At 65.4% G+C, this 26054-nt stretch carries 24 protein-coding genes; 16 read left to right on the top strand and 8 right to left on the bottom strand.

All coding sequences use genetic code 11. The annotated features are described in order from the left end of the window. Both HMI58_RS12935 and HMI58_RS12940 read left to right on the top strand, forming a co-directional pair. Positions 1-603, top strand: a 603-nt coding sequence (locus HMI58_RS12935) for an HNH endonuclease signature motif containing protein (protein ID WP_171620328.1), incomplete at its 5' end; no start/stop codon positions are given. A 152-nt stretch (positions 604-755) separates the two neighbouring features. Next, positions 756-1529, top strand: a complete 774-nt coding sequence (locus tag HMI58_RS12940) for a hypothetical protein (protein ID WP_171620330.1) — start codon at positions 756-758, stop codon at positions 1527-1529. 364 nt (positions 1530-1893) lie between these two features. Here HMI58_RS12940 and HMI58_RS12945 read toward each other — a convergent pair whose 3' ends face one another. Both HMI58_RS12945 and HMI58_RS12950 read right to left on the bottom strand, forming a co-directional pair. Further along, positions 1894-2151: a mycoredoxin gene (locus tag HMI58_RS12945; RefSeq protein ID WP_318779267.1), complete on the bottom strand. Its 258-nt coding sequence runs from the start codon at positions 2149-2151 to the stop codon at positions 1894-1896. Between the two features lie 137 nt (positions 2152-2288). Next, a complete protein-coding gene (locus HMI58_RS12950; RefSeq protein ID WP_171586953.1) occupies positions 2289-2726 on the bottom strand; it encodes a VOC family protein in 438 nt (145 codons plus the stop codon). A gap of 128 nt (positions 2727-2854) precedes the next feature. Here HMI58_RS12950 and thrS point away from each other — a divergent pair, with 128 nt between their 5' ends. From thrS to pdxS, 4 genes are all read left to right on the top strand, one after another. After that, a complete protein-coding gene (gene thrS, locus HMI58_RS12955) occupies positions 2855-4870 on the top strand; it encodes a threonine--tRNA ligase (RefSeq protein ID WP_171586952.1) in 2016 nt (671 codons plus the stop codon). A gap of 5 nt (positions 4871-4875) precedes the next feature. Next, complete coding sequence (locus tag HMI58_RS12960; RefSeq protein ID WP_171620332.1) at positions 4876-5559, top strand: HIT domain-containing protein; 684 nt, start codon at positions 4876-4878, stop codon at positions 5557-5559. Next, entirely contained in the window at positions 5549-6169 is a 621-nt protein-coding gene (gene pgsA, locus HMI58_RS12965) for a phosphatidylinositol phosphate synthase (RefSeq protein ID WP_171620334.1), read from the top strand. The genes HMI58_RS12960 and pgsA overlap by 11 nt, the downstream gene beginning before the upstream one ends. Before the next feature lie 68 nt (positions 6170-6237). After that, a complete protein-coding gene (gene pdxS, locus HMI58_RS12970; RefSeq protein ID WP_171586949.1) occupies positions 6238-7152 on the top strand; it encodes a pyridoxal 5'-phosphate synthase lyase subunit PdxS in 915 nt (304 codons plus the stop codon). Between the two features lie 76 nt (positions 7153-7228). Here pdxS and HMI58_RS12975 read toward each other — a convergent pair whose 3' ends face one another. Together HMI58_RS12975 and HMI58_RS12980 are read right to left on the bottom strand one after the other, a co-directional pair. Further along, positions 7229-7939 (bottom strand): GNAT family N-acetyltransferase, encoded by a 711-nt coding sequence (locus HMI58_RS12975; RefSeq protein WP_171620336.1) that lies wholly within the window; start codon positions 7937-7939, stop codon positions 7229-7231. Between the two features lie 6 nt (positions 7940-7945). Beyond that, the gene (locus HMI58_RS12980) at positions 7946-9955 is read right to left on the bottom strand and encodes a M3 family metallopeptidase (protein ID WP_171620338.1); all 2010 of its coding nucleotides are present in this window, start codon (positions 9953-9955) and stop codon (positions 7946-7948) included. 389 nt (positions 9956-10344) lie between these two features. Between HMI58_RS12980 and HMI58_RS12985 the strand changes: the two genes are divergently transcribed. Further along, positions 10345-11361 carry a CapA family protein gene (locus HMI58_RS12985; protein ID WP_318779268.1) on the top strand — a complete coding sequence of 339 codons (1017 nt, stop codon included), beginning with the start codon at positions 10345-10347 and terminating at the stop codon, positions 11359-11361. Between the two features lie 44 nt (positions 11362-11405). Here the strand turns inward: HMI58_RS12985 and HMI58_RS12990 are convergent, their stop codons facing one another. Next, positions 11406-12128 (bottom strand): glutamine amidotransferase, encoded by a 723-nt coding sequence (locus HMI58_RS12990; RefSeq protein ID WP_171620340.1) that lies wholly within the window; start codon positions 12126-12128, stop codon positions 11406-11408. Then, positions 12128-13399: a Mur ligase family protein gene (locus HMI58_RS12995; protein ID WP_171620342.1), complete on the bottom strand. Its 1272-nt coding sequence runs from the start codon at positions 13397-13399 to the stop codon at positions 12128-12130. The genes HMI58_RS12990 and HMI58_RS12995 overlap by 1 nt, the downstream gene beginning before the upstream one ends. Positions 13400-13468: 69 nt before the next feature. Here HMI58_RS12995 and pdxT point away from each other — a divergent pair, with 69 nt between their 5' ends. The 9 genes from pdxT (at position 13469) to HMI58_RS13040 (ending at position 23571) form a co-directional block, all read left to right on the top strand. After that, positions 13469-14185, top strand: coding sequence for a pyridoxal 5'-phosphate synthase glutaminase subunit PdxT (pdxT, locus tag HMI58_RS13000; protein WP_171620344.1), 717 nt, complete (start codon positions 13469-13471; stop codon positions 14183-14185). After that, complete coding sequence (locus HMI58_RS13005; protein WP_171620346.1) at positions 14169-14927, top strand: YebC/PmpR family DNA-binding transcriptional regulator; 759 nt, start codon at positions 14169-14171, stop codon at positions 14925-14927. Before pdxT ends, HMI58_RS13005 begins: the two co-directional genes overlap by 17 nt. Positions 14928-14976: 49 nt before the next feature. Beyond that, positions 14977-15549, top strand: coding sequence for a crossover junction endodeoxyribonuclease RuvC (ruvC, locus tag HMI58_RS13010; protein ID WP_171620348.1), 573 nt, complete (start codon positions 14977-14979; stop codon positions 15547-15549). Between the two features lie 117 nt (positions 15550-15666). Beyond that, positions 15667-16293 carry a Holliday junction branch migration protein RuvA gene (ruvA, locus tag HMI58_RS13015; protein WP_171620350.1) on the top strand — a complete coding sequence of 209 codons (627 nt, stop codon included), beginning with the start codon at positions 15667-15669 and terminating at the stop codon, positions 16291-16293. Then, on the top strand, positions 16293-17432 hold the full coding sequence (gene ruvB / locus HMI58_RS13020; RefSeq protein ID WP_225668751.1) for a Holliday junction branch migration DNA helicase RuvB: 1140 nt from the start codon (positions 16293-16295) through the stop codon (positions 17430-17432). Before ruvA ends, ruvB begins: the two co-directional genes overlap by 1 nt. Before the next feature lie 106 nt (positions 17433-17538). After that, positions 17539-18090 (top strand): preprotein translocase subunit YajC, encoded by a 552-nt coding sequence (locus HMI58_RS13025; protein ID WP_318779269.1) that lies wholly within the window; start codon positions 17539-17541, stop codon positions 18088-18090. An 86-nt stretch (positions 18091-18176) separates the two neighbouring features. Then, entirely contained in the window at positions 18177-19913 is a 1737-nt protein-coding gene (gene secD, locus HMI58_RS13030) for a protein translocase subunit SecD (RefSeq protein WP_171586938.1), read from the top strand. Beyond that, positions 19914-20924 (top strand): protein translocase subunit SecF, encoded by a 1011-nt coding sequence (gene secF / locus HMI58_RS13035; RefSeq protein ID WP_171620352.1) that lies wholly within the window; start codon positions 19914-19916, stop codon positions 20922-20924. 397 nt (positions 20925-21321) lie between these two features. Next, positions 21322-23571, top strand: coding sequence for a bifunctional (p)ppGpp synthetase/guanosine-3',5'-bis(diphosphate) 3'-pyrophosphohydrolase (locus HMI58_RS13040; RefSeq protein WP_171587009.1), 2250 nt, complete (start codon positions 21322-21324; stop codon positions 23569-23571). On the opposite strand, the gene HMI58_RS13045 is transcribed toward HMI58_RS13040, so the two are convergent. Together HMI58_RS13045 and HMI58_RS13050 are read right to left on the bottom strand one after the other, a co-directional pair. Beyond that, positions 23568-24209: a hypothetical protein gene (locus HMI58_RS13045; protein WP_171586936.1), complete on the bottom strand. Its 642-nt coding sequence runs from the start codon at positions 24207-24209 to the stop codon at positions 23568-23570. The genes HMI58_RS13040 and HMI58_RS13045 overlap by 4 nt on opposite strands. A 90-nt stretch (positions 24210-24299) precedes the next feature. Further along, complete coding sequence (locus HMI58_RS13050) at positions 24300-25847, bottom strand: DUF349 domain-containing protein (RefSeq protein ID WP_171620354.1); 1548 nt, start codon at positions 25845-25847, stop codon at positions 24300-24302. Positions 25848-26054: the final 207 nt, after the last annotated feature.

Below are 26054 nucleotides of genomic sequence, written 5' to 3' on the forward strand. Positions count from 1 at the left end.
AGTGACACCCGTGCCAGCGACACCGTCACCGGCGGGACCCGTACCCGGCCCGCGGACGCCAGCGGAACGGGTGCCGGTGAAGACCCTGCTGAGGGTGCGGGGGTGGTGGATTTGGCATCGGTGCTCGGTGTCCAGCCCGTGGTGTTCGTGACCGTTCCCGTGCTGACCCTGCTCGGCGGGAACGAACCAGCCGAACTCGAGGGTTTCGGACCGATCGACCCGGACACCGCAAGGAACCTCGCCGCCCACGCCAAAGGATTCACCAGGATCCTCACACACCCGGAAACCGGGACAGTGCTCAGCGTTGGCCGGGACCGCTACAAAGTCCCCAAAGACCTCCGCAAAACCGTCCTGATCAGAGACAAAACCTGCCGGCACCCTGGGTGTAACCGGCCCGGCCCGGTATGCGACCTGGACCACACCATCCCCTGGCACCACGGCGGAACCACCAGCTACGACAACCTCACCGCCCTCTGCCGGAAACACCACCTGCTCAAAACCGCCGGCTACTGGCACTACCAACAACCCCACCCCGGCACCCTCACCGCCACCTCACTCACCGGCAAAACCTACACCACACAACCCCAACCACCCCCGTTCTAACCAAAGGAAACCGCGCCCCGAAGAAAACCGCCCCGAAAAGAAGACAAGGGGCACCCCCGTGGCAATTAGATCTGATTCCAAATGGCGGGCAGGGGAGGATACTGGTCGCTAAGTGGTCAGAGTCGAAGATCAATTGAGGGCTGAGGTGGCTGATGCGACGCAGGGATCGGCGTGTTCTGGTGGCCACCGCGATCACCGGTGCTGCGCTGCTCGGGGGCTGCAGCGTTCCGGACGGGCCCCGTGGCGATGCGACCTGGCACCTTGCCCGTCCCGCCGACGTATCAGCCGATTCGACCAGCCTTGAAGTGGGGGTTGAGCGCGCTGCCTGTGCCAGCGGCAGGACGGGGACTGTACTCGAGCCGGAGGTCACCTACGAGACGGACCGGATCATCGTGACGACCTATGTCGAGCCCCTGACCGGCGGCGTCCAATCATGCCAGGGCAACGATGTAGTGCCACTCACCGTTGAGCTTGGAGAGCCGATCGGGGAAAGGAAACTGGTGGATGGTGTATGCCTGGTGCCCGACGCGGTACCCGCATCGTTGTGTGAGGACGACGGCGTTCGCTGGGCTATCCGTACACCGTCTGCGTCTGCTGTCTGGGGACTACCGAAGGGAGAGGTGGTCCGGCCAGGTTCGACGAGCTTCAGGGTTGATGTGACCCGGACGGGTTGTTCTGGCGGTGTGACTGGGCGTGTGCTGGAGCCAATGATCACCTACGGGGCGGACCAGATCATCATCAGGACCGATGTCGAGCCGTTGCCGGAGGGCGCATATGACTGTCCGGGCAATGAAATTGTCGAAAAGACAGTCGAACTATCAGAACCAGTTGGGGACAGGGAACTGGTCGATGCGGCATGCGTGACCGGCGACGCTGTCACCACTACCTTCTGCGAGGACGACGGCGTTCGCTGGGCTCCGCGGTGACTCAGCAGCTTGCCGGACTAGCGACCGGCCACCACGGGACGCTTTCTGACCTCTACTCCCCAGAATGCGGTCACCGGGTGACCGCATCTCTCGGTAGCGTGGGGATCCAGTCATAAGTCCAACCCTGCTGGACACCAGCTGGCAGGGCCGGAGGGTCCGCGCAGTGCACGGACCCACCGACCTCAGCTGGCGCGTGGGTTCGGTCTGCCGCCTGCGGTAGCCGATGCTGCGTTGGGCATGTCGACAGGACTGCGGGACGACTTCACTCCCGAGCAGCCACGGACCGTTGCCACGACCACCGCCACCTCACTGTCGTCCTGGGTCCACGACGAACTTATTGCCCAGATCTGAACCCAGGGTCGGACTAGCTACCCAGGCGGGCCATCACATCGGAGACTGAAGGATTGGTGGCGGCAGAGCCGTCAGGGAACAACACCGTCGGGACCGTCTGGTTGCCACCGTTGAGGGATTCCACCAGGGCTGCGGTGCCTTCGACCTCTTCGATGTTGATCTCCGTGTAGCCGACACCCTTGGCATCAAGCTGCTTCTTCAGTCGGCGGCAGTACCCGCACCAGCTGGTTGAGAACATGGTGATCGTGCCGGCATCGGGGGTGTAGTCCACGGTGCTCCTTTGAGAAATTGTTGGTGGCGGCAAGACAGGAACGCCTTGCACGGATACGCAATGATTCACGTATACAGGGTTCAACACACGCGGGGTCGGTTAGATTCCGCGCGCGGTGATGATGGGTTGCTGGCGGGTCAAACGATCTCGCGGAGCGTGACCGTCCCGTCGTCGGCTACAGACAGGCCCGGGTTGTGGCAGACCTCCCAGTGGAAACCGTCCGGATCGGCGAAATATCCCGAATAGCCGCCCCAGCTCATCGCGGTGCCCTCAGCGACCAGTTCCGCACCAGCGCTGACAACCGTCTGGAGAATCGCGTCCACCTCGTCCGGTGAATCGACGTTGTGGCCCAGCGTCAGCGGTGGGGCGATCGGACCGTGGCCAATATCCCCTGCCTCCGCAGCCAGGTGATCGGCCCGGAAAAGTGATAGCACCAGGCCGTGGCCTACCTGGAAGAACGCCACCTCATCAGGGACGTACACGAGGGGCTCCCACCCCAGAGCCTTTGCGTAAAAAGCGTAGGAGGTGTCAAGGTTTCGGACACCCAGCGTGATGACTGTGACCTGAGGTTTCATGAGTTGATCCTACTGACACATTCGCGGGTTCAGCACCGGCGCGCGCTGGCCGGGTTGTTGGTCGCTTCAGGCGCAGCGGATACCATCAGAGAGTTAACCCACCGCACCACCTTTGCTAGGAGACCACTGTGTCAGCGCCTTCCCTTATCACCCTCCTCGTCGACGGCGAAGAGCATCAGGTGACTACGGGCACTACCGGCGTTGACCTGTTCGCCGACCGCCGCGATGTAGTTGTCGTCCGTGTTGACGGCGAATTGGTGGACCTGGATCAGCCCATCCCCGCCGGTGCCAAGGTCGAGCCCATCACTATCGGCTCGCCCGAGGGCCTGGAAGTGTTGCGCCACTCGGCGGCGCACGTCATGGCTCAGGCAGTGCAGCAGCTGCGTCCCGGCGCCAAACTGGGCATCGGCCCGTACATCACCGACGGCTTTTACTTCGACTTCGACGTCGAGACCCCCTTCACCCCCGAAGACCTGAAGCAGCTCGAGAAGATGATGCTGAAGATCGTCAACAGCAACCAGCTGTTCGTCCGCCGCGTCGCGACCGAGGCAGAAGCCCGCGAAGCGATGGCTGACGAACCCTACAAGCTGGAACTCATCGGTCTCAAGGGCGGTTCGGGAGACATCACTGACGACGACGGCGCGTCCGTCGAGGTCGGTGCCGGCGAACTGACCATTTACGACAACATTGACCGCAAGAGTGGCGACGTCGTCTGGAAAGACCTGTGCCGCGGCCCGCACCTGCCCAACACCAAGCTCATCTCCAACGCCTACGCTCTGACCCGTTCAGCCGCCGCCTACTGGCGCGGCAGCGAAAAGAACCCCCAGCTGCAGCGCATCTACGGCACTGCCTGGCCCACCAAGGACGAACTCAAGGCCTACCAGGAGCGCATCGCTGAGGCTGAGCGCCGCGACCACCGCAAGCTCGGCACCGAACTGGACCTGTTCTCCTTTCCCGACGAGCTGGGCTCGGGCCTGCCCGTGTTCCACCCCAAGGGCGGAATCATCCGCAAGGCGATGGAAGACTACTCACGCCAGCGCCACGTCGACGCCGGCTACGAGTTCGTCTACACGCCCCACATCACGAAGGGCCACCTCTACGAGGTGTCGGGCCACCTGGACTGGTACCGCGACGGCATGTTCCCGGCGATGCACGTCGACGAGGAACTCAATGAGGACGGCACCGTGCGCAAACCGGGCCAGGACTACTACCTCAAGCCGATGAACTGCCCCATGCACAACCTGATCTTCAAGTCCCGGGGCCGGTCCTACCGCGAACTGCCGCTGCGCATGTTCGAGTTCGGATCCGTCTACCGGTACGAAAAGTCAGGCGTGGTGCACGGGCTGACCCGGGTGCGCGGCATGACCCAGGACGACGCCCACATCTACTGCACCCGCGAGCAGATGAAGGACGAGCTCACCGAGACGCTGAACTTCGTGCTGGGCCTGCTCAAGGACTACGGCCTGGACGATTTCTACCTGGAGCTCTCCACCAAGAACCCCGAAAAGTCGGTGGGCTCGGATGAGATCTGGGACGAGGCAACCCGGACCCTCGCCGAGGTGGGCGAAGCCTCGGGGCTCGAACTGCGTCCCGATCCAGGCGGAGCCGCGTTCTACGGTCCCAAGATCTCTGTCCAGGCCCGCGACGCCATCGGCCGCACCTGGCAGATGTCCACCATCCAGCTGGACTTCAACCTGCCGGAACGGTTCGAACTGGAGTATCAGGCCGCCGATGGTACCCGTCAACGCCCGGTCATGATCCACCGTGCATTGTTCGGCTCGATTGAACGGTTCATGGGGGTGCTCACCGAGCACTACGCCGGTGCGTTCCCGGCCTGGCTTGCGCCCGTTCAGGTGCTGGCCATTCCGGTCGCTGAGGCCTTCAACGAGTACCTGTTCGACGTCGTGGACAAGCTCAAGGCCGAGGGCATCCGTGCCCAGGTGGACATCGGCACTGACCGCTTCCCGAAGAAGATCCGCACCGCGAGCAAGGAGAAGGTTCCCTTCGTCCTAATCGCTGGCGGCGACGACCAGGACGCCGGAGCAGTATCGTTCAGGTTCCGCGATGGCAGCCAGGACAACCAGGTGCCGGTCGACGAGGCAGTCCGGCGCATCGTCGAGGCCGTCCGGAATCGGGATAAGTAAAACGTATGGAGGGTACTACGGGGGCTGACGGGGCGAACGCCGACGGGCATTATCCTGGCGACGACGATGTGAGGGACGACTTCGAGCTTGCCGGGGTGCCCGACGCTTTTCAGCGCCTGTGGACTCCGCACCGGATGGCCTACATCAAGGGCGGGCAATCCCAGTTCAAGGACAAGGACTGCCCGTTCTGTGTGGCGCCATCCCGTAGCGACGAGGAATCCCTCATCGTGCACCGCGGCACCCATGCCTATGTGATCCTCAACCTCTTCCCGTACAACCCGGGTCACCTGCTGGTCTGCCCGTACCGGCACGTTCCCGACTACACCGACGTCGACGCCGCCGAGACGGTCGAGATCGCCGAGCTCACCCAGACCGCGATGCGCGTGCTGCGGGAGGTTGCCAAGCCCACCGGGTTCAATCTCGGCATGAACCAGGGTGTGACCGGCGGCGCTGGAATCGCAGCGCACCTGCACCAGCATGTGGTGCCGCGCTGGGGTGGCGACGGCAACTTCCTGCCGATCATCGCGCAGACCAAGGCGATCACGCAGACCCTCGACGAGGTGCGGACCCAGATGGCTGACGCCTGGCCGCAGCCGTCAGGTGCCGCGCCGTCCGATGCAGGTCCGTCATCCGATGCAGCTCCGTCAGGGGAGAAGACCCAGCAGGCCGGTGGCGACGATGCTCAATAAGTATGCGCGGAGGTTCTTCACCTCGCTGTTCAGCCCCCTGGCGAAGCTCCTCCTCAAATGGGGTGTCTCGCCTGACGCCGTGACCATCGTCGGTACTCTCGGTGTCGCCGTCGGCGCGCTGGTGTTCTACCCGATGGGCGAGCTGTTCTGGGGCACCGTGTTCATCACGGTGTTCGTGTTCTCCGACCTGGTGGATGGCATCATGGCACGCATCAAGGGCGCGGGAGGGACCTGGGGCAACTTCCTCGATTCCACCCTCGACCGGATCGCCGACGGCGCCCTGTTCGCCGGGGTGGCCATCTGGTTCTTCGGCGACGGTGACAACACCCCCATCGCGATTGCCGCGCTGGCGTGCCTCGTCCTCGGGATGCTCGTGTCCTATGCGAGGGCGAAGGCCGAATCGCTGGGCTTCACGGCCAATGTGGGGATCGCCGAACGGGCCGAACGGCTGGTGTCGGTGCTGGTGGTGACTGGCCTGACCGGGTTGGGGCTGCCCGAGGTGGTGCTGCTCACGGTACTGATCCTGCTGGCCCTCGCCAGCACTGCCACGGTCATTCAGCGGGTAGCGGTGGTCCACAAACAGGCGATGGCCTCCAGCGGAAGCCACTAGCGGCAGATCCCGGTCTTTCGCGGGCGTATTATTAATTGTTATCTTTTTACCTAACTTAGGGGCGAATTGTGTCCACCGTTGAAGAAACTTCGACAACCGCGCCCGTGACCGGCAGCAGCCGGGTCAAGCGCGGCATGGCTGAAATGCTCAAGGGCGGCGTCATCATGGACGTTGTCACGGCCGAGCAGGCGCGCATCGCTGAAGATGCCGGCGCCGTCGCCGTCATGGCACTCGAGCGCGTACCGGCCGATATCAGGGCGCAGGGCGGCGTGTCACGGATGAGCGACCCGGACATGATCGACAGCATCATCGAGGCCGTCTCCATCCCGGTGATGGCCAAGGCCCGGATCGGCCACTTTGTTGAGGCGCAGGTGCTGCAGTCCCTCGGCGTCGACTACATCGACGAGTCCGAGGTACTGACCCCGGCCGACTACGCCAACCACATCGACAAGTGGAAGTTCACTGTTCCCTTCGTCTGCGGTGCCACGAACCTGGGCGAGGCGCTGCGCCGCCTCAACGAGGGTGCAGCGATGATCAGGTCCAAGGGCGAGGCCGGCACCGGTGACGTCTCGAACGCCACCATGCACATGCGGAAGATCCGTTCCGAGATTCTGCGCCTGTCCTCGATGGCCGAGGACGAACTGTACGTGGCCGCCAAGGAACTGCAGGCACCCTTTGACCTGGTCAAGGAAGTTGCCCGCACCGGCAAGCTTCCGGTGGTGCTTTTCACCGCCGGCGGCATCGCCACCCCGTCCGACGCCGCAATGATGATGCAGCTCGGCGCCGACGGCGTCTTTGTGGGCTCCGGCATCTTCAAGTCCGGCAACCCGGCCGAGCGCGCGGCAGCCATCGTGAAGGCGACCACCTTCCACGACGACCCCGACATGATCGCCAAGGTCTCCCGTGGCCTCGGCGAAGCGATGGTCGGTATCAACGTCGACGAAATCCCCGAACCGCACCGTCTCGCAGAGCGCGGCTGGTAGCAGTTCACCCACCAGTACAAAAAATGCGGACCGCCCTTCGGGGTGGTCCGCATTTCTTGTGTGCTGTGGCCCGGAACTAGAGTTCCAGCCAGTACGTCTGGCCCCGGCCAATCAGCTCAAATCCCCGGCGCGAATACAGCTCAAAGCCCTGCGGCGTGGCGTTCAACGCGAGGTTCTCGGCGCCCGAAGCGGCAGCGGCACTGCTCAACCGGCTCAGCAGCGCAGTCCCCAGGCCCCGCCGCTGGTAGTCCGGCAGCACCTCCATGTTGAAGATGCCGCCCAGTCCCTTCAGCCCCGACACCCCTGATGGGTAGAACGAGTACCCGGCGCCCGCAATGGAACCGTCCACCCTCGCCTCCGCGTGCCACGCCTGACGGGGCTGGGACCTCACCACCCGCAGCTCCTGCAGCAATGGCCCCCGGTAGTCGGGGACCTCGGTGGTGAGGAGCGCGGCGGCGTCGTCGTACCCGGCCGGATCCTCCACACTGGCGGCCATCCACCAGGGCTGCCACCCTGGGCTGAAACCCAGCCCGGTCAGGGGTGACCCTTTGACCCCACCGCCCAGCCAGACGCCCACCCGGTGGGCGCCCAGCCGGGTCGCCTCGGCGAGGGCTGGCCGGATCCCGGCAGGCGAGATTTCCAGCGGAAAGAGCAGGATCAGTTCCCGGCGCGCCGGAAGCCAGACCCACTCCGAGCCGTGGGTGGTGAACATGCGCCCGCCCGTGGCCGAGGACACCGCAGCGAACCAGGATCGTTGCAGGCGCTGGCACGCCGCGATGGTGACCATGGGTTCCTAGGCCAGCCCGCGCCGGGTGAGCAGCGGATCAATCAGCGCGTCGCGGCCACGGAAGTTGCGGAACGCCTGCAGCGGGTCAATGCTGTTGCCGCGGGACAGCAGCTCGGTCCTGAAGTGGTCACCATTCTCGCGGGTCAAACCACCGGAGGACTTGAACCATTCGACGGTGTCGGCGTCAAGCACTTCGCTCCAGATGTACGCGTAGTACGCGGCCGAGTAGCCTCCGGCGAAGATGTGCTTGAAGTAGCCGGTCCGGTAGCGCGGCGGTACGGGGGAGAAATCGAGGCCAGCCTTGGTGAGCGCCTCCCGTTCGAACTCCACCGGGTCCTCGACGGTGGTCCCTGCCGGGATCGCGTGCCAGGCCAGGTCCAGCAGCGCAGCCCCCAGATACTCGGTGGTCGCGAAGCCTTCACCCCAGGTCTGGGCGGCGAGCAGCTTCTCGACGGTCCCGGCTGGCAGCGGCTCGCCCGTCTGGTAGTGCTTGGCGTAGTTGGCCACCACCTCCGGCCACAGGATCCACATCTCGTTCACCTGTGACGGGTACTCGACGAAGTCCCGCGGCACTGAAGTCCCGGAGAACGTTGGGTAGGTGACCGATGAGAACAGGCCGTGAAGGGCATGCCCGAACTCGTGGAACGTGGTCACCACCTGGTCGAACGTCAGGAGGGTGGGTTCGCCGGCGGGCGGCTTGGGGATGTTCAGGTTATTCACGACGACGGCGTGCGTGCCGGTGAGTGTCGACTGCTCGACGAAGGAGTTCATCCAGGCGCCGCCGTTTTTGGTGTCCCGGGTGTAGTAGTCGCCGAGGAACAGTCCCAGTTCCCCGCCGTCGGCGTCCCTGACCTCCCAGACCCGCACCTCGGGGTGGTAGCCCTCAAGGTCGGACCGCTCGGAAAAGGTCAGGCCGTAGAGCTTGTTCGCGGCGAAGAAGATGCCGTCCTGCAGCACCCGCTCCAGTTCGAAGTAGGGGCGCAGGGCGGACAGGTCGACGTCGAACTTGTCGGCACGCACCTTCTCTGAGTAGTACGCCCAGTCCCAGGCTTCGATCGGATGGCCGGCGGCGGCTTCAAGGTCCACTGCCTCGGCCCGCGCGTTGCGGACCGCCGCGGGAGCCAGCTGGCCCAGCATCTGGTGGATGGCGTCAAGCGACGGGGCCGTCTGGTCGTCGGTAGCGGCCGCGGCGTGGCTGTCGAACCCCAGCAGTGCGGCGCGGTTGGCACGCAGCTCGGCCATCCGGGCGGCAATGCCGAGGGTCCGGTTCTCGTTGTCGGCGAATCCGCGGTTGACTGAGGCCTCGTGCAGCCGCTGTCGGGTGGCCCGGTTGGTCAGGGTCTCCATCGCCGGCTGCGCCGTGGGCAGGATCAGGGTGAGCAGGAACTTCCCCGGGTGGCCAGCGGATTCGGCTGCGGCAGCGGCCGATCCGATGTCGTCAGCCGACAGGCCGGCGAGCTCCTCAGCTGTGTCGACCAGGAGCGCCGAGTTGTTCGTGTCCCGGAGCAGCCGCTGCTGGAAGTCGGTGCTGAGCTGGGAGAGTTCGGTGTTCAGTGCCCGCAGCTTGCCCTGGGCGTCGTCATCGAGCTGTGCACCGGCGCGGATGAACCGCTTGATGTACTCCTCGACCAGCCGCGTGGACTCGGCGTCCAGGCCGTCGGTCGGCACTGCCTTGATCCTGTCGAAGAGGCCCCGGTTCAGGGAAATGTTGTCCTCGTGCTCGGCGTAGCGGGGAAAGATCTCGGTCTCCAGCGCCTGAATAGCGGGCGTGGAGTGCGCGGAGGAGCTGTTGTAAAACGTCAGCGCCACCCGCCGGAGGGTGGACCCGGCACGTTCGAGGGCAACAACTGTGTTCTCGAAGGACGCTGGCTCCGGCGAGGACACGATCGACTCGATTTCCGCGAGATGCTCGGCGAACCCCGCCTCGAAGGCTGGCAGGTAGTGGTCATCCTGGACCAGGCCAAAGGGTGGGAGCTGGTACGGCAGGGTACTGGGGGCAAGGAAAGGGTTGCTCATAACAACTAACCCTTACACATGGCGGGCGGGCACTCCAGCAACCCGCGAATCAGCTTCGGCGCGCGGCGGGGCCCGGATCGCACGGCGGGGCCTATCATGGGGGAACATCGACGAGGGGGTCAGCCGTGCGGGCAACTTTGACCAGTTTGGCAGGAGCAGTGCTGGCTATCGGGCTGCTCAGTAGCTGCTCGGCGCCGGGGGAGAGCCCGACCCCCGACGGACAGGAGCCGACGACTGCGTCCGCTGCAAGCGAGCCAGCGGCCACAGGTGAGCCGGCCCCATCACCGGGCACCGACACCGCGACCCCCGAACCCACAACACCCGAACCCACAACACCTGAGCCCACGCCGGGCGAGGGGCCCCCGTGTGACGCGGACAGGTGTTTCAGCGTGGCCGCCACCGGTGACTTGCTGATCCACCCCGGACTGTGGGAGCAGGCCGCCGCCGACGGGGAGGCGGCCGGCACGGGGGACCTCGACTTCGAGCCGCTGCTCGCGGGGCAGCGCGGGTATCTGGACCAGGCCGATCTGGGAATCTGCCACATGGAAACGCCGGTTGCGTTACCAGAGGGCCCGTTCAGCGGCTACCCCCAGTTCAATGTTCCCCCGCAGATCCTCGACGCTGCCCGCGACGTCGGCTACGACGCCTGCACCACCGCGAGCAACCACACGATCGACGCCGGAACCGAGGGGCTGAACCGCACCCTCGATGTCCTGGACGGGCTGGGCCTCGAACACACTGGCTCCTACGCCGATGAGGAGTCTTCAGGTGACGTAATGATCCTCGAGACCCCTGCGGCCCGGGTGGCGGTGATCCAGGCGACCTATGGCCTGAACGGGCTGATCCCCGAGCAGCCGTGGCAGGTGGACCTCATCGACGCCGCTGTGATGACTGAGAAGGCCAGGCAGGCCAGGGACGAAGGCGCCGACGTCGTCATCGCTGTCATCCACGCAGGCGATGAATACGCGACAGTGCCCAACGCACAGCAGGTGGAGGTGGCCCACGCCCTCGCCGACAGTGGGGAGGTCGACTTCATCTACGGCCACCACACCCACTCGGTGCTGCCGATCGAGAAGTACAACGACACCTGGATTGTCTACGGCCTGGGCAACGGCGTCAGTGAACTGTCACCAACCTACGCGGTGAACAACGAGGGCCTGATGGTGAGGGCCCAGTTCGCCCAGGACGACGGCGGCGACTGGACGGTCAGCGACCTCGCCTGGGTGCCCTCCATCATCGTCGCCGACCCGTACCGCTGGTGCGCGCTGGCACCGGAGCAGCCCGCCGGGACCTGCACCGCACCCGACCGCGAGGCGGAGGTCAGCGGACGGATCGCGCAGGTGGTCGACACGTTCGGCGCTGTCGACGACGGCGCCCACCTCTGGGACCTCACCGACGACCAGTGAGCGGTACGGCTGGGGATAGCCAGCCCGGAGCCGCGGGGATTTCCCTAGCGGGGGCGGGCCCCCGCATGGCGGCGCGCCAGGTCAGCGAGGCTGTCGTCGAGGTCCGCTGGCTCGAATGAGCCGAACTTACGCTCGGCGGCCTTCCTCAGCAGGAAGTCGGCAATGGCCGGGTTCTTCGGCAGCAGCGAGCCGTGCAGGTAGCTCGCGACAACATTCAGGTGGCGTGCGCCCTCGTGGCCGTCCTGGGAGTTGTTGCCGGCTCCCTTGGTGACCGTACCCAGTGGACGGACGCCGGGACCCAGCCGGGTCTGGCCGCTGTGGTTCTCGTACCCGTGGATCTCGCCGAACTCCTCGCTGTCCGCGACCACGTTCCCGATCAGGCGCTCATTGGTGCCGTGGGTTTCCAGATCGAGAATCCCGATGCCGGGGATGACCGTGCCGTCGTGGGTCTTGAAGAAGTTGCCGAATAGCTGGTAAAGCCCGCAGATGACGAGCATCGGCAGGCCATCCTCGGCGAGTTCCCGCAGATTCGGGGCGATGGCCTGCAGATCCTGCTGGATGACCAGCTGGCCGCTGTCCTGCCCGCCGCCCCCGATGATCAGGTCAATGTCTTCGGGAAAGGTGTCCCCGGCGCTGTGCTCAAGGATGTTCGCCGTGTACCCGTGCCAGGCCAGCCGCTGTTTCAGCACTAGGACGTTGCCCCAGTCGCCATAGATATTCATTTCGCGGGGGTAGAGCTGCAGGATGTTCAGGGTGCCTTTGGACATCAGGAAACCACCTCGACTGTCGTGATCTTGGAGAGGTCTCGGCGGACCGCGAGCATCGCGGTGTAGGTGCAGAAAATCCGCTTGGGCTGGTCATGGGTGGCGCTGATGAACGCCTTCAACGCCGCAGTCGTGTCGGGTTCGACGGCGCGGACGTCGACGTCGTCGTACTTGAGCCGCAGCGCCATGTCATAGGCCCGGACACCGCTGACCATGTCCACCCCGGCCAGTCCGAGGGAATCGAAGTCGACGTCCCAGAGCCAGGACATGTCCCGGCCGTCGGCGTAGTTGTCGTTGATGGCGATCATGGTGGCGTACCCGGCGGCGTCGAAGGACTTCAACCCGAGGCGGAACCCGCTTGGGTTCTTCACCAGCACCAGTTCGAGCGGCTTGCCGTCCACCACGAGGGATTCACCGCGGCCGAAGGCGGGCTCGACGGTGGCGAGGGAGGCGAACAGGGCGGCACGGTTGATGGCCCCGCCGAGAACGGTACGCGCCATGGCCAGCGCCGCGGCCGCATTGAAGATGTTGTAGACCCCACGGAGCCGCAGGTCGACGCTCGTCGATTCGCCGTCGGTCAGGAACATTGCCGTGTTCCCATCGACGTGTTCGAGGATCACATCGGCGGGGAGGCTCGACGGGGGAGCGACACCGATATCCCCGCGCAGTTCGTCGTCGTTGGGAAAGGTGCTGCGCAGCGACGCGTCGAGACCGAAGTAGGTGATCTCGGCGTCGTGGACTGTCGACGCGATCCCGGCGACGCGGGGGTCCTCACGGTTGAGCACCACGGTACCGGTGGTCTTCGCGGCGATCTGTTCCAGGAGGCGGGTGGTCTGGTCGATCTCGCCGAAACGGTCCAGCTGGTCGCGCAGCACGTTCAGCAGCAGGCAGTGGGTGGGCGGGACCAGTTTCACGAAGTGGACCGCGTGCGCCTCGTCGAGCTCGAGGACCGCGATGTCGGCCTTGAGCCGGCCCCGCCAGTTCACTTCGCCGAGCAGCGCGGCGGCCACTCCGCGGGTGAAGTTGCTGCCGGTGCGGTTGGTGAAGACGGTCAGGCCCTGGCCTTGGAGGAGTTCCACGACCATCTTGGTGGTGGTGGTTTTCCCGTTGGTTCCGCTGATGACCACCACTCCGTGGGGCAGGCCGCTCAGGGCACGGCCCATGAACCCCGGATCGATCTTTTCGACGACCAGGCCCGGCAGCGCCGAGCCTCCGCCACGCAACCGCGAGATGCGGCGCACGGCCTTACCGACCAGCACACTGAAGGGAAACATGGAACCTAACTTATCGCAGTCCGGGCTCCGGTTTATCGCTGGCTGGCCCGCCCAACCTAGAATGGATCAATGACCACTTACCCCGTACCCGCCCCCTCCGGCGTGCATGTTGGCGTGCTGGCTGTCCAGGGCGACGTGCGGGAACACATCCGCACCATCGAGTCCCTCGGCGGGCGGGCCAGCGCGATTCGCCGGCCCGGCGAGCTGGCCGGGATCGACGGCCTCATCATCCCGGGCGGCGAATCGACGGCGATCGACAAGCTCACCCGGGCCTTTGACCTGGCCGGACCGCTGCAGGAACTCATCGCGTCGGGGCTCCCGGTCTACGGATCCTGCGCCGGGATGATCATGCTCGCCGACGCCATCGCCGACCCCGCCACCGACCTGCAGGGCAGGCCACAGCAGACGCTGGGCGGTCTCGACATTGTCGTCCGCCGGAACGCTTTCGGCCGCCAGCGGGACTCCTTCGAAACGGATCTTGAGTTCGCCGGCCTGGCACCGTCGTCGTCGGGGGAGGTACCGCCGGTGCGGGCCGTGTTCATCCGTGCGCCCTGGGTGGAGCGGGTCGGGGAGTCGGTCGAGGTGCTTGCACAGGTACCGGCGCAGGCTCTTGCCGGCGACGCGCCGCAGCCGGATGCGGGCCGGGTCGCTAGGATTGTTGCGGTGCGGTCGGGGAACCTGCTCGCCACCAGCTTTCATCCCGAGGTAACCGGGGAGCGGCGGATACACGAATTGTTTATGCAGATGATCGTAAGGAGAACGGTAGATCATGTCGGGGCACTCTAAATGGGCAACCACCAAACACAAGAAGGCCGCGATTGATGCGAAGCGGGCCAAATCCTTTGCCAAGCTGATCAAGAACATCGAGGTGGCCGCGCGAGCCGGCGGCGCCGACATGGCCGGTAACCCCGGCCTGGAACTCGCCGTGCAGAAGGCCAAGAAGACCTCTGTGCCGATCGACAACATCAACCGTGCAGTGAAGCGCGGCGCCGGGCTGCTCGGCGACGCCGTCGAATACCAGACCATCATGTATGAGGCCCGCGGACCGCAGGGTTCGGCACTGCTGATCGAGTGCCTCACCGACAACAAGAACCGTGCCGCCTCGGAGGTCCGCCTGGGTGTCACCCGCAACGGTGGCTCGATGGCCGACCCGGGGTCGGTGTCCTACCTGTTCACCCGTAAGGGTGTGGTCACCCTCCCGGCCAACGAGCTCACTGAGGATGACCTGCTGCTCGCCGTGCTCGACGCCGGCGCCGAGGAAGTCAAGGAAACCGGCGGGCGTTTCGAGGTCATCTCTGAACCGCAGGACCTCCGGGCCGTCGTCGCCGGCCTTGAGGAGGCCGGAATCGACTACGACACCGACGAGGCCGAGTTTGTGCCCTCCATGCAGGTGGAACTCGACGCCGACGGCGCGCGCAAGTTCATCCGCCTGGTCGACGCGCTCGAAGACCTGGACGACGTGCAGAACGTATATTCCAACGCCGACCTCTCCGACGAGGTACTGGCCGAGCTGGACGGCGACGACTAAGCCCAGTGGCTACCCTTCCCCTCCAGCCCCCTCACCGCCGGGCCATCCGATGACCCTGCGCGTGATGGGGGTGGACCCGGGCCTCACCCGCTGTGGTCTGGCGGTGGTCGACATCGAGCCCAACCGGCGGTCATCGCTCGTTGCCGTAGGGGTGGTCGGCACACCGGCGGGCCAGGACCTCGACCAGCGGCTGCTCGTCATCTCCGACGCCGTCGATGAGTGGCTCGACACCCATTCACCCGACGTGCTCGCCGTCGAACGGGTGTTCAGCCAGCTCAACGTGAGCACGGTGATGGGCACCGCCCAGGCATCAGGGGTGGTGATCGTCGCCGCCGCACGCCGCGGCATCCCGGTGGCCCTCCACACGCCCACCGAGGTGAAGGCCGCCGTCACCGGCAACGGCCAGTCCGACAAGGTAGCGGTCACCAAGATGGTCACCAAGATTCTGCGGCTGGACACCGCGCCCAAGCCGGCCGACGCCGCCGACGCCCTCGCCCTTGCCATCACCCACGCCTGGCGGCAGGGTGTTGCAGCGAACCGGGCCTCGGCCAGCGGTGGCACCGCCACGGCGGCCCAGCGGATCTGGGCTGAGGCCGAAGCCAAGGCCCGACGACGGCGCTAGCCCCGCCGTACACCGTCGCTAACGGTGTGGCGCACGGGTCAACGAGCGTTGATACCGGTACGCTGTTCGTAGATATGTTCGTAGATATGTTCGGATAGAAATTTTGGAGTAGCTCGCATGATCAGTTCCCTCCGCGGCACGGTTGCCCACGTTGGCCTCAACTCGGCAGTGCTGGATGTCAATGGGTTCGGCATGCAGATCCTGGCCACCCCGCAGACCCTCGCCACCCTGCGTACGGGGCAGGAGGCGCAGGTCTTCACCGCGATGATTGTCCGTGAGGACTCGATGACCCTGTTCGGGTTCGAGGAGGCCGACCAGCGCGAGGTGTTCGAGACCCTGCTTGGCGTCAGCGGCGTCGGCCCAAGGCTTGCCCTCGCCGTCCTGGCCGTGCATACCCCCGAGGCCATCCGGGTGGCTGCCTCCTCCGGAGATGACAAGGCGTTCAGCAAGGTACCGGGAATCGGCCCGAAGGGCGCCCGGCGAATCGTGCTCGAACTGGCGGACAAACTCGTTCCCCTCGGCACTACCGGTGGAACCCCGAAGAACGCTTGGCAGGGTCAGGTGCTGACGGCGATGATGGGTCTGGGCTGGTCCGAGAAGGATGCGGGCGCCGCCATTGATGCAGCGACCGCAGAGGCGCCCGAGATAGCCGCCACCGGCGACGTGGGAGCCATCCTGAAGCTCACGCTTCGCCGTCTCGGCCAGGACGGCGCCCGAGCCTCCGCCCGGAGCCGGGTGAGCTGATGGCGCGCGACGACGCAGCAGCGGGGGAGGAGACCCCAGTGGTTTCACCCGCCGGCGACCCCGAGGACCGGGCGGTTGAGGCTGCGCTCCGGCCCAAGAACCTCGACGACTTCGTGGGCCAGCAGCGGGTCCGCCGTCAGCTGTCCCTGGTGCTGGAGGCATCCCGGCTTCGCGGCCGGACGGCCGACCACGTCCTGCTCTCGGGCCCCCCGGGGCTGGGCAAGACCACCCTCGCCATGATCATCGCCGCCGAAATGAACGCACCACTGCGGATCAGTTCCGGACCGGCGATCCAGCATGCCGGTGATCTTGCCGCCATCCTCTCCTCCCTCACCGACGGCGAGGTCCTCTTCCTCGACGAGATCCACCGGATGTCCCGACCGGCGGAGGAAATGCTCTACATGGCGATGGAGGACTTCAGGGTTGACATCATCGTCGGCAAGGGGCCCGGGGCGACGGCCATCCCGCTGGACCTGCCGCCCTTCACCCTCGTCGGCGCCACCACCCGCGCCGGGCTGCTGCCCGGACCGTTGCGCGACCGGTTCGGTTTCACCGGGCACCTGGAGTTCTACTCGACCGAGGAACTTGAGCTGGTGCTCCGTCGGTCGGCCATGCTCATGGATATGAAGGTCAATTCGGCGGCGTTCTCCGAGATTGCTGGCCGGTCCCGCGGGACCCCCCGTATCGCGAACCGGCTGCTGCGCCGGGTCCGTGACTGGGCGCTCGTCCACGGGGTGGACCTGATCGACGCCCGCTGCGCCGGGGCAGCCCTGGACATGTACGAGGTCGACGCGAAGGGCCTGGACCGCCTGGACCGGGCCGTACTGACTGCCCTGATTACCAAGTTCAACGGCGGCCCGGTGGGACTATCCACCCTGGCCATCGCCGTCGGCGAGGAACCCGAGACGGTGGAGACGGTCGCCGAACCCTACCTCGTCCGGGAGGGCATGCTGGGGCGCACGCCCCGCGGACGGATCGCCACCCGGGCCGCCTGGGACCATCTGGGCCTCGTCATGCCAGCCACCGTCGCAGCCGCGATGCCGGACGATCTCTTCGCCGTCCTGTCCGAGGAAACACTCTCCGATGACACCCTCGTTGATGGCAACGGTGAGGTAACGGAATGGGTCAATACCGACTGATAGGCGAGCCGCAAGGACGCGGACAATCCCGTTTCCCTTTACACTGATATGACGTGCGGCACGTCAGGTGCGTGCGGATCCCAAGATATAGAAACGGAATTACTCTGTGTTCTCAACCTTATTAGCCCAGACTGCCGCCCCAGAGCAAGGCTTTGATATTTTCAGCCTTCTTTTGCCGCTGGCGCTCGGAGCATTGATCTTCATGATGTTCCGGAGGCAGCGGAAGACCCAGAAGACCATCAAGGAACAGCGCACCCAGATGGTTCCCGGCACCGAAGTAATGACCAACTTCGGCCTGTTCGGCACTGTGCTCTCCCTCGATGTGGAGAACAACAAGGCGGTGCTGGAGCTCGGCCCCGGCGCCACCGCTACCGTGCACATGCAGACCCTCACCAAGGTGGTCCAGCCTGAGCCCGCCGAGGACGACGACGATACCCCAGCCGTTCCCGACGACGCCTCATCGCTGACCAGCCCCGCCGCCGACAGCCCTGTCACCGATACCCGGACCGCCACCGTCGACGGCCAGGACCAGCCGAGCAAGGACGGGGTACTCCCCGCCGAGTCCGGTACGGAGCGTCTCGACGCCCGTGCGGACGACGATCTCCGTCTGGACTATGACAGCAAGCGGGACAACACCCGGGACAACAAGGACAACTAGCGCCGGGTGGGGCGGCCGGGATCCGGTGACAGCCCCACCCCCACCAGCAGTACACAGCGCGCTCTTTCGATAAAAGGAAATTCCACATGCCTCGTACCGGCCCAGGCACGGCAGCGAAACGGACACTCGTTTGGCTCGGCGTTATGTTTGCATTACTTGCAGTTCTCCTGGGCAGCGGGTCCATCTGGGGCACCGCGAGCTGGAGCCCCAAACTGGCTCTCGACCTGGAGGGTGGCACCCAGATGATCCTGGCACCGCAGGTCCAGGGTGGCAGCGACTCCATCACGGAGGAGCAGCTGGACCAGGCGGTGGAAATCATCCGGCAGCGTGTGGACGGCAGCGGCGTGGCCGAAGCCGAGATCAACACCCAGTCCGGCCGCAACGTGATCGTGTCTCTCCCCGGCATCCCCGACGCTGAAACCCGCGAGCTCATCCAGGCCTCGGCGCAGATGGAATTCCGTCCGGTGCTGTTCGGCGGTCCGGGCCAGGCGCCCGCTGCCGAGGAGCCCACCCCCGAGGAGGAGCTCCCGACACCGACCGCCGAGCCCACCGACGCGAGCGATCCGAACTGGATCACCGCCGACATCTTCTCCGAGTTCGAGGCCCTGGACTGCACCTCTCCCGAGGCGCTTGAACCAGCCGAAGAGCCCGCACCTGCTGATCAGCCGATGGTCGCCTGTGAGCCGAACACGCAGGGTAAATACATCCTGGGTCCGGTCGAAGTACCTGGAACGGACATCGACTCCGCGGACTTCGGCATGCAGCGCGGCGCTCAGGGTCAGTCACTGAACACCTGGGCCGTCAACATCCAGTTCAACGCCGAGGGCAGCGAGACCTTCCGCGAGGTGACCGAACGGCTGTTCGCCTTCGGACAGGGTGACCCCCGGAACCAGTTCGCCATCGTGCTGGACGGCACGATCATCTCGGCTCCGACCACCAACGCGGTCATTCCCGACGGTCGCCCCTCGATCAGCGGCAGCTTCACCGAGGAATCCGCCGCAGCCCTGGCCGAGCAGCTGAAGTACGGCGCACTGCCGATCAGCTTCGAGATCCAGAGCGAGCAGCAGATCTCCGCAACCCTGGGCGCGGACCAGCTGCGCCTGGGCCTCATCGCCGGTGTCATCGGGCTCATCCTGGTCGCAGGCTATTCGCTGCTGCAGTACCGGATGCTCGGCCTGGTCACCATCACCTCCCTCGTCGTCGCCGGTCTGCTGACCTACCTGGCCATCTGCATCCTCGGCTGGACCGAAAACTACCGGCTTTCCCTTGCCGGTGTCGCCGGCCTGATCGTCGCCATCGGGCAGACCGCCGACTCCTTCATCGTCTACTTCGAGCGAATCCGCGACGAGCTCCGGGACGGTCGGGGGCTGGTCTCAGCCGTCGAGAACGGGTGGCGCCGGGCCAAGAGCACAGTGCTGGCATCAAAGGCCGTCAGCCTCCTCGCCGCCGTCGTGCTGTACTTCGTGGCCGTCGGCAACGTCCGCGGGTTCGCTTTCACCCTCGGGCTGACAGCGATCGCCGACCTCATTGTGGTCTTCCTCTTCACCCACCCCGTCATGCGCCTGCTGGCGATGACCAAATTCTTCGGTGAGGGGCACCGCTTCTCCGGCGTCGACCCGAAGAAGCTGGGCGTCATGCCCCTGTACCGCGGTGCCGGACGCATCCGGATGCCCTCCGCAACACCGGAGTCGGCCGCACCGCGCACCAAGAACAAAGCTGTGTCAGGCGAAATCGCCCGCCGCACGACCATAGCCGAACGGCGGCTGGCTGAACAAAAAGCCCACGCCGCGCGCAGCAATGGTACCGATCAGGAGGAAAAGTAAATGCGGGGCAATAGTTTCGCCAGGTTCGGCAACGACCTCTATTCGGGCAAACGCTCCTACCCCTTCGTAGCGAAGCGCAATCTGTGGTTCACCATTGCGGCTGTTGCCGTCCTGGTCTCGATCATCATTCCGATCGTCAAGGGCGGGTTCAACCTGGGGATCGACTTCCGTGGCGGGTCCGAGTTCACTGTCTCCAGCGTTGAGAACACTGACATCACGCTCGGCGAGCAGGCGGTCACCAGCGTGGTCCCCGACGCAGTCCCGAGTGTCACCAATATCGCCCCGCAGACGATGCGGATCCAGACCGAGCGGCTGTCCGACGACGAGACGCTCAGCGTCCGCGATGCACTGATCAGCGCCTACGACGTCACCGAGGAAGAGGTGACCACCAACTTCGTTGGACCGACCTGGGGCGAGGACGTCAGCCGGCAGGCACTGATCGGCCTGGTGGTCTTCATCGGGTTGGCGGCCATCCTGATGGCCCTGTACTTCAGGACCTGGAAGATGTCAGCGGCAGCACTGATCGGCCTGGTGGTGGTGATGACCGTGACGGCCGGGCTGTATTCCCTCAGCGACTTCGAGGTCACGCCGTCGGCGATGATCGGCTTCCTGACGGTGCTGAGCTACGCGCTGTATGACACGGTGGTGGTCTTCGACAAGATCAAGGAGAATACCGCCGACCTCGATGTGTCGACGAAGCGGACCTTCAGTGAACAGGTGAATCTGGCGGTCAACCAGACCCTCGTGCGATCCATCAATACGTCGGTTGTCGCTGTGCTTCCTGTTGCGTCGATCCTCTTCATCGGTGCGCTGCTCCTGGGCGCCGGTACCCTGCGGGACCTGTCGCTGGCGCTGTTCATCGGCATTATCATCGGCACCATCGGCACCCTGTTCATCGCCGCACCAATGTACGCGTGGCTACGGATGCGGGAGCCCGACATCAAACGGCAGGAAAAGCGGGTTCTCCACCGCCGGTCGGTGGAGGCTGCGGACGCCGTCGCCACCACCTGATGTTCAGCAACTGAAGGAAGTGTCCCGGACCCGGAGTGGTCCGGGACACTTCCATTTCCGGCACGTGGTAGTACGCCTGTGGAGAACCGTTTCAGCACGGTTTGGTTTGCACGTCTAGACTTAAATGTGCATGCCGAAGAACAAGCATGGTGTAATTCTTTTCAGCCGTTTCACGGTTGAGGAATCGGGGTAGTACGTGGCAGATGCCAGTGGTCCAGCAGAGCGGCCCGACACTGATGGCAGTGTGGAGCGCGCCGGTTCAACCACGCGCCCATCGACTGCCCGGCTCGCACAGGTTCCCACCCCACCCGTGGCAGCATCCCCGGTCCGGACCCGTGACGTGGCGGTTGCCTCGTCAGGATCCGCGCCGTCGGCTGCCAGTGCTGACCACAGCGGGTTGCCGGAGCGGAAGGTCAGGACCAGGTCCCGGCTGGCCCGCCTGACCGGCAGGGCGTCGAGCGGATACTCTCCGGTGCTCGAACCATTGCTGCGCACCGTCCGGGCGAACAACCCCAAAGAGGACCTTGACCTCATCCAGCGGGCCTACCTCGTCGCCGAACACAGCCACGAGGGACAGAAGCGCAAGAGCGGTGACCCCTACATCACCCACCCGGTGGCCGTCGCAACCATCCTTGCCGAACTGGGCATGACGGGTACCACCCTCGCCGCTGCCCTGCTGCACGACACGGTCGAGGACACGGCGTGCACCCTTGACGACATCAAACGGGACTTCGGTCCCGAAGTGGCGATGCTCGTTGACGGCGTCACCAAGCTCGACAAGGTGTCGTTCGGCGATGCGGCCCAGGCGGAGACGGTCCGCAAGATGGTCGTGGCCATGGCGAAGGACATCCGGGTCCTGGTGATCAAGCTCGCCGACCGGCTCCACAACGCCAGGACCTGGCGTTTCGTTTCACCGGAGTCCTCGGCACGGAAGGCCCGCGAAACTCTCGAGATCTTCGCGCCCCTGGCACACCGCCTGGGCATGAACACGATCAAGTGGGAGCTGGAGGACTTGTCCTTCGCGGCACTGCACCCGAAGGTGTACGAAGAGATCGTCAGGATGGTCGGCGACCGCACCCCCGAGCGGGAAAAGCATCTGGCCGTGGTGCGCAGCCAGATCGGCGAGGACCTGAAGTCTGTCAAGATCAAGGCCACGATCACCGGCCGGCCCAAGCACTACTACTCGATCTACCAAAAGATGATTGTCCGCGGCAAGGACTTCGACGACATCCATGACCTGATGGGTATCCGGGTGCTCGTGGACAGCGTCAGGGACTGCTACGCCACCCTGGGCCAGCTCCACGCCCGCTGGAATCCGCTGCCCGGCCGGTTCAAAGACTACATAGCGATGCCCAAGTTCAACATGTACCAGTCGCTGCACACCACGGTGATTGGGCCGGGTGGGCGTCCGGTGGAGATCCAGATCCGCACCCACGACATGCACCGCCGCGCCGAGTATGGCGTCGCCGCCCACTGGAAGTACAAGGGTAACGGCGCGAAGGGCGGGGATGGCCCGGACAACAGCGATATGGGGTGGCTGCGCAGTCTCGTCGACTGGCAGCAGGAGACCTCCGATCCTGACGAGTTCCTCGATTCGCTGCGGTTCGAGATCAATGCCCGCGAGGTATTCGTGTTCACCCCCAAGGGCGAGGTGATGGCGTTGCCCGCCGGGTCCACTCCGGTCGACTTCGCCTATGCGGTGCACACCGAGGTGGGGCACCGGACCATCGGTGCCCGGGTCAACGGCAAACTCATCCCGCTGAACAGCGAACTCAATCACGGTGACTGGGTGGAGATTTTCACCTCGAAGGCTGAAGGTGCCGGACCCAGCCAGGACTGGCAGGGGTTCGTCAAGAGCCCCCGGGCGCGGAACAAGATCAGGCAGTGGTTCACCAAGGAGCGCCGCGAGGAAGCCATTGAGAAGGGCAAGGAGTTGCTCACCCGCGCCATGCGGAAGCAGAACCTGCCGCTGCAGCGGATGATGACCCACGACGCCCTGATGGCAGTGGCGCAGGACCTGCGGCACGCCGACATTGCCGCGCTGTATGCCGCCGTCGGGGATGGGCACTCCTCGGCCCAGAACGTGATCGAGCACCTTGTGGCCCTGATGGGTGGGAACGAGGGAGCCGAAGAGAGCATCGCGGAGACCGCTGTCGCCACCAGCCCCCGCCGTCCCAAGTTCTCCGACTCCGGGGTGACTGTTCGCGGCGTAGGCGACGTGTGGGTGAAGATCGCCCGCTGTTGCACGCCCGTCCCGCCGGACCCGATCATTGGCTTTGTTACCCGCGGCTCGGGGGTGTCGGTCCACCGCAACGACTGCCGAAATGTCGAGGAGCTTCGCGACCAGCCGGACCGCATTGTCGAGGTCGAGTGGGCCCCCACCCAGTCCAGCGTGTTCCTGGTGGAGATCCAGGTTGAGGCGTTGGACCGGAAGAGCCTGCTCTCCGATGTCACCCGGGTCCTGTCGGAGAACCACGTGAACATTCTCGCGGCGAGCGTCAACACGTCGACCGACCGGGTGGCAATGTCCCGGTTTGCTTTCGAAATGGGCGACCCGAAGTACCTGACCCACATTCTCAACGCCGTCCGACGGATCGACGGCGTGTTTGACGTGTACCGGACCACCGGGGCGCAACGCCGCCTTTAGGCCGGGCGCGCGGCGTCCACCTGATGCATCGCTGACTGCATCCGGGCCAGTGCCCGGTTTTTCCCGGGGACGCGGCGTGCGGCTTCGATAGCTGTCACCACCAACCGCAGGTCGCAGTTGAGCCCTGGCAGGGTGGCCAGCCGGACGAGTGTGGGAACCGTCCACGCGTCGTCCCCGTGGACCGCAATATCCAGTGCGGTCCGGAGTGGGGAGGTCACCCCCACACCGCCGATCAGCCGCACATCACAGGGCCCCAGCGCCACCTGATGCATGAGGGCGTCGCTGAAGGGCGGCAGCGCGGTGGTTCGGCGCCGGTGGTCTGTCACCAGGATGACAGTGGCAGGCAGGGCCGAGCAACCGTAAACCCAGGCGGCACTCTGGCGGGCCAGAACCACCTTGGACCGTAGCGGTCCCGGGACACACAGTATTGCGGACTGCGCTCTGGAGGCCGGGTCGAGGCGATGGTCGGCGCGTGCATAGGACTGACCACACACCCGGTGCACCAGGCCGTCGATGCGCATGGCCTGTAACTCCGCGCTACTGAAGATATCGTCGGCGCGGAAGAGCACGCCACCGGTCGAGTTCACCGGCACCCCGGACTCCGGTCCGGGGGCGGTGCCAAGCTGCGCGAACGCCATGGACCCAAGCATCCCGAACGGCCCGGCAATACGAAAGCCCCGACCCCCGGATGTGGATAAATCGGGGGTCGGGGCAATCGTCAGAACGGTCTAGGAGAAGTCCTGCGCCGACTTGCGCAGCATCTCCATCCACTGCTGGCGGGCGGCGAGTGCTTCCTTGGCGGCAGCGATACGCTTGGCGTCGCCCGCCTTCTCCGCCGCGTCCAGGTCCTCCTGGAGTGCTGCGATGGTCGACTCAAGCTGGCTCAGGGCACTGTTGGTGCGGGCCTGGGTCTCAGGGTTGGTCCGCTCCCAGTGGGCGTCGTCGGCGGCCTTGACCGCGTCCTCCACTTCCCGGATGCCGGCTTCGATCCGGCCCATGTCTGCGCGTGGCACCTTGCCAGCTTCTTCCCACCGGTCGCGGATCGACTGGAGAGTCTTCTTGGCTGCCGCAAGATTCTTGATGGGCAACAGCTGGCGCGCCTCAACGAGCAGCGCCTCCTTGACCACGAGGTTAGCTCCGTATTCCTCGTCAATCGCCTCGTTGGTTGCCTTCCGGGCGGTGAAGAATTTGTCCTGGGCGGCACGGAACCGTGCCCACAGGGCGTCGTCGTCCTTGCGGCTGGCCCGTTTGGAAGCCTTCCACTCGTCCATGAGCCTGCGGTACTCGCCGGCGGTGTGGCCCCAGTCGGTGGAGGTGGACAGCGCCTCTGCCTGCTGGATGAGTGATTCCTTGGCCTGCTTGGCCGACGCGTTGTCGGTGTCCAGCTGGGAGAAGTAGGCGCGGCGGTGGCGGTCGAAGATGGTGCGTGCCGCGCGGAAGCGCTTCCAGAGCCCGTCCTCGGTACCGCGACCCAACCGGACGCCGTTCTTCTGCGCGGCCTTCCAGGTCTCGAACAGCTCGTTCATCCGGGTGCTGCTGGCTTTCCACTGCACAGTGGACGGATCGCGGCCGGCGATTTCCTCGGCTTCCGCGACGATCGCCTCACGGGCAGCCAGCTCGGCTGCCTTCACGGCGTCCTGTTCGGCCTTTTCGGCGGCTTCCAGTTCGGCGATCAGGCCGGTCAGCGCATCGAGGCGTGCTTCGAGGGCCAGCACGTCGCCGACAATCTTCTTCTCGGCGACCTGTTCCCGCAGGTGGTCCGCGGTCTTCTGCATGTCGGACGAGGGGGCCTTGGCATGCACTCGCTGCTCAAGCAGCGCGATCTGGCTGGCGACGTCGTCGTACTTGCGCACGAAGTAGGCGAGGGCTTCATCCTTCGACGCGTCGGGGTACTGGCCGACGGCGTGCTCCTCGCCGTTGACGATCAGGAACACGTGGCCGTCTTCCTCGACGCGGGCAAATTTGGCGGCCTCGCTTAGGGGAGTGCTGTGCGACGGCGGAGCGGCGACCGCTGCGCTGGGCTTCCCGCCAGGTTTCGCGCCCGAACGCTGCGCCATCGCAGCGGGGCTCGGGGTGGCACTGGGGTGGGGGACCGGCCGGGGCGTCGCGGACGGAGCCGGTGCTTCCTCGGGTGTCGCCTCGGGGGTTACGTCCTCAGCTGCTGCTTCCTCAGGCGCGGCAGCCTCGGGGGCCGCCTGCTCGGGTGTAGTTGTTTCCTCGTCGCCTGACGTTTCGTCGGTACGGGGTGTTTCGTCGGATTGCTGACTGTGTGTCACCGCTAGAAGTCTTTCGCTCGTTGGTTTGCCTGCTACCTCGCGGCAATTAGTTCAGGGCTACTGAGTCTATCGTCACAGCACCTACCGGCGGACCGTTCCCTGTCTTTCCTCCGGCGAGCTTGATGCCTGCAGTGCCGTACATCCCCAGGGGTTACTTTACGCACAAGGGTTCGACAGCGGAATCTCGCAGCCACCGGGCGCGGATGT

It is taken from the genome of Arthrobacter sp. 147(2020), assembly GCF_013116715.1.
Taxonomy (GTDB): domain Bacteria; phylum Actinomycetota; class Actinomycetes; order Actinomycetales; family Micrococcaceae; genus Arthrobacter_D.

Coding starts and splice junctions, on each gene's coding strand:
- pdxT (WP_171620344.1), top strand. CDS start 13,469: ATGACCACTTACCCCGTACCCGCCCCCTCCGGCGTGCATGTTGGCGTG.
- secF (WP_171620352.1), top strand. CDS start 19,914: ATGCGGGGCAATAGTTTCGCCAGGTTCGGCAACGACCTCTATTCGGGC.
- HMI58_RS12990 (WP_171620340.1), bottom strand. CDS start 12,128: ATGTCCAAAGGCACCCTGAACATCCTGCAGCTCTACCCCCGCGAAATG.
- ruvB (WP_225668751.1), top strand. CDS start 16,293: ATGGCGCGCGACGACGCAGCAGCGGGGGAGGAGACCCCAGTGGTTTCA.
- HMI58_RS13045 (WP_171586936.1), bottom strand. CDS start 24,209: ATGGCGTTCGCGCAGCTTGGCACCGCCCCCGGACCGGAGTCCGGGGTG.
- HMI58_RS12950 (WP_171586953.1), bottom strand. CDS start 2,726: ATGAAACCTCAGGTCACAGTCATCACGCTGGGTGTCCGAAACCTTGAC.
- ruvA (WP_171620350.1), top strand. CDS start 15,667: ATGATCAGTTCCCTCCGCGGCACGGTTGCCCACGTTGGCCTCAACTCG.
- pgsA (WP_171620334.1), top strand. CDS start 5,549: ATGCTCAATAAGTATGCGCGGAGGTTCTTCACCTCGCTGTTCAGCCCC.
- HMI58_RS12995 (WP_171620342.1), bottom strand. CDS start 13,399: ATGTTTCCCTTCAGTGTGCTGGTCGGTAAGGCCGTGCGCCGCATCTCG.
- HMI58_RS12980 (WP_171620338.1), bottom strand. CDS start 9,955: ATGAGCAACCCTTTCCTTGCCCCCAGTACCCTGCCGTACCAGCTCCCA.
- ruvC (WP_171620348.1), top strand. CDS start 14,977: ATGACCCTGCGCGTGATGGGGGTGGACCCGGGCCTCACCCGCTGTGGT.
- HMI58_RS12960 (WP_171620332.1), top strand. CDS start 4,876: ATGGAGGGTACTACGGGGGCTGACGGGGCGAACGCCGACGGGCATTAT.
- HMI58_RS12975 (WP_171620336.1), bottom strand. CDS start 7,939: ATGGTCACCATCGCGGCGTGCCAGCGCCTGCAACGATCCTGGTTCGCT.
- HMI58_RS13005 (WP_171620346.1), top strand. CDS start 14,169: ATGTCGGGGCACTCTAAATGGGCAACCACCAAACACAAGAAGGCCGCG.
- secD (WP_171586938.1), top strand. CDS start 18,177: ATGCCTCGTACCGGCCCAGGCACGGCAGCGAAACGGACACTCGTTTGG.
- HMI58_RS12940 (WP_171620330.1), top strand. CDS start 756: ATGCGACGCAGGGATCGGCGTGTTCTGGTGGCCACCGCGATCACCGGT.